Source organism: Streptomyces sp. ATexAB-D23 (assembly GCF_000373645.1).
Taxonomy (GTDB): domain Bacteria; phylum Actinomycetota; class Actinomycetes; order Streptomycetales; family Streptomycetaceae; genus Streptomyces; species Streptomyces castrisilvae.
In genome coordinates this window covers 1-2,311 of sequence record NZ_KB892071.1, presented here as the reverse complement: position 1 = coordinate 2,311, position 2,311 = coordinate 1, and the positions used below count along the sequence as shown (strand labels likewise).

Genomic DNA, 2,311 nt, shown 5'->3' with positions numbered 1-2,311 from the left:
GCTCCCGGCTCCCGGCTCCATTCTGCTAGCGCATGTGTCGCCGTGAGGCAACCGTCTCACCGATTCTCCCTGGATGGCTTGGCTGCCAGGTGGGGGTGGGCACCTGAAACTGTCGGCAGCGGGTGCCGCGGTGAGAACGAGCCAATCACACGTATCCGGGTCGTCAGGAATGCCCGCGGCGGCAGCCCCCGCCGGAGTCCGGCCGAGACGGCGGGGAGGGCTCGGCTACTCAGGGTCAGAGTCCCCCGTGCCGCGAGTCATGTTGAAGGTGAGGTTGGAGAAGTCGCGGCCCTGGACCACCGGGCCGTTCTGCACACCCCCCGAAACGCTGTTGTGCACCCCACCACCACCGGCGGCCTGTGCCTCCCGCCACCACTCATCGAGGCGCACGCGGAATTCCTCGTCCAGAGCCGCTCGTACGTGAAGGGCCGTCGCCAGTGCCTGCGCCCGGTTCGGGTCGGTGCTGTCGTCCCGGAGGGCGGTCAGCTCCAGTTCCCCGGAACTGACCCGGGGGCTCCCTGCCCCGGTGGGCTCCGGAATCGTTCCGCGCCGGAACGGGCGCCTCACCAGATCCGTCAGCCCGGACCACGCTTGGCGGCCGGCCTCACTGCCCGCGCTCCCAGCCATTGCCGCGAGGGCCGCTGCTGTGATCGGGTCCATACCGGGTTCCCTTCCTCGGCGTCCTGGTCCTCTCACCCTAGGTCGCAGAAGTGAGGGAGGAGGCCCTTCCGCCATATGGGAGGTTTCCAGCACCGACTTCCTGCAGCAGTCACCCTGATGGCGACGGCTGCCCGACTTGTTGGCACTGGTGCGGTGTGTCCGGCGAGCTGTACGGAGGGTCGACGGAGACCGGATTCAGCCACGACCTCCCCGAAGTGGAGGCGATCGAGACGGCCACGGTCACGCCGGCCCGCGGGGGCCGACGAAGCCGGGGTCAGGCGGGCGGTTCGGCGGGGCGGGCGTCGTACGCGGCGCGGGCGGCGTCGATGTGAGTCAGGTGGCTGATGCTCCACTCCAACAGGGGCGCGGTGGCTTCGCGGAGGGTCCTGCCCATCGGCGTGAGTTCGTAACTGACGTGCGGCGGCATGACATTGCGGACAGTCCGGGTGAGGATCCCATCGCGTTCCAGGCCGCGCAGGGTGACGGTGAGCATGCGCTGGCTGATCCCGTCGACGGCCCGCTTGAGTTCGGTGAAGCGGCGTGGCCCCTGGCTGAGGTTGCGCACGATCAGCAGTGACCACTTGTCGCCGACGATGCCGAGCACCTCGCGCGCCTGGCAAGGGTCCGCCGACCGCGCTGCCTGCGACTCGCCGCCCGCTGTGCCGTTCATGGTTACCTCCAGAGAACCAGGGCACGTAAATGTGCCTTATTGATCGGGATGTGGCAGGTGCAGCACGATGATGACGGTTCCCAAAGAGTACCGAGGCGCAAACAGGAACCGTAATGCCCTCGTGCCTCTGCACACCCCGATGAGGAAGAGATCCCCTAATGTCGACATTTCTGCTGGTGCACGGTGCCTGGCACAGCGGCCGGTGCTGGGAGCGGGTGGTCCCGCTGCTGGAGTCGGCGGGACACCGGGCGTTCGCGCCCTCGCTGACCGGGTACGGCGACAAGGTGCACCTGCTCGGCCCCGAGGTGGGGCTCGACACGCACGTCGAGGAGCTCGTAAAGCTGATCCACGAGGAGCACCTGAGCGAGGTGGTGCTCGTGGGGCACAGCTACGCGGGGCTGGTCGTCTCGTCCGTGGCCAACGAGGTGCCGGAACGGATCGCGCATCTGGTGTACCTGGACGCGATGGTCCCGGAGCACGGCGAGACGGCCGTCGACGTGCAGCCCATGTCCCAGAACCTGATCGACCTGGCCGCCGAATCCGGGACCAGCTGGCGCATCCCGCCGCTGCCCGAGATGCCTCCGCCCCTCGGGCTGTTCGGGGTCACCGATCCGGTGGACGTCGCGTGGCTGCGTACGACACTCTCCGACCAGCCGGTGCGCTGCCTTCAGCAGCCGGCCCGGCTGGACAACCCCGCCTTGGACTCGGTTCCGCGTACACACATCCACTGCGTCGGCGCAGAGCCGGAAGGCATCGTGCGGCGGCCCGTCCCCGCGACACAGCCCAACGGCTCCCCGGCACGGATACGGGAACTCCCGACCGGCCACGACTGCATGATCACCATGCCGTCGGCCCTGAGCGCACTGCTGCTCGAATCCACTCTTCGCTATTGATCAGAAACTCATGGGGTTCACTCGTCGATGACGTAGCGGACGTGCCGAGCGCCGAAGTATCCGCGCACGATGTGGGGCTGGCGTTGCC

3 protein-coding genes are annotated in these 2,311 nt (G+C 68.2%); 1 reads left to right on the top strand and 2 read right to left on the bottom strand.

Translation table 11 applies throughout. From position 1 onward, the window contains the following. Positions 1-225: 225 nt before the first annotated feature. The gene (locus B082_RS0132660; RefSeq protein ID WP_018555991.1) at positions 226-660 is read right to left on the bottom strand and encodes a hypothetical protein; all 435 of its coding nucleotides are present in this window, start codon (positions 658-660) and stop codon (positions 226-228) included. 274 nt (positions 661-934) lie between these two features. Continuing rightward, the gene (locus B082_RS0132655) at positions 935-1,330 is read right to left on the bottom strand and encodes a winged helix-turn-helix transcriptional regulator (RefSeq protein WP_018555990.1); all 396 of its coding nucleotides are present in this window, start codon (positions 1,328-1,330) and stop codon (positions 935-937) included. A 158-nt stretch (positions 1,331-1,488) separates the two neighbouring features. On the opposite strand from B082_RS0132655, the gene B082_RS0132650 reads away from it, so the two are divergent. Next, positions 1,489-2,223 (top strand): alpha/beta hydrolase, encoded by a 735-nt coding sequence (locus tag B082_RS0132650; RefSeq protein WP_018555989.1) that lies wholly within the window; start codon positions 1,489-1,491, stop codon positions 2,221-2,223. Positions 2,224-2,311 lie beyond the last annotated feature (88 nt).

What these genes read in the sequence shown, in the direction of transcription:
- B082_RS0132655 (WP_018555990.1), bottom strand. Translation starts at nt 1,330, where the DNA reads ATGAACGGCACAGCGGGCGGCGAGTCGCAGGCAGCGCGGTCGGCGGAC.
- B082_RS0132650 (WP_018555989.1), top strand. Translation starts at nt 1,489, where the DNA reads ATGTCGACATTTCTGCTGGTGCACGGTGCCTGGCACAGCGGCCGGTGC.
- B082_RS0132660 (WP_018555991.1), bottom strand. Translation starts at nt 660, where the DNA reads ATGGACCCGATCACAGCAGCGGCCCTCGCGGCAATGGCTGGGAGCGCG.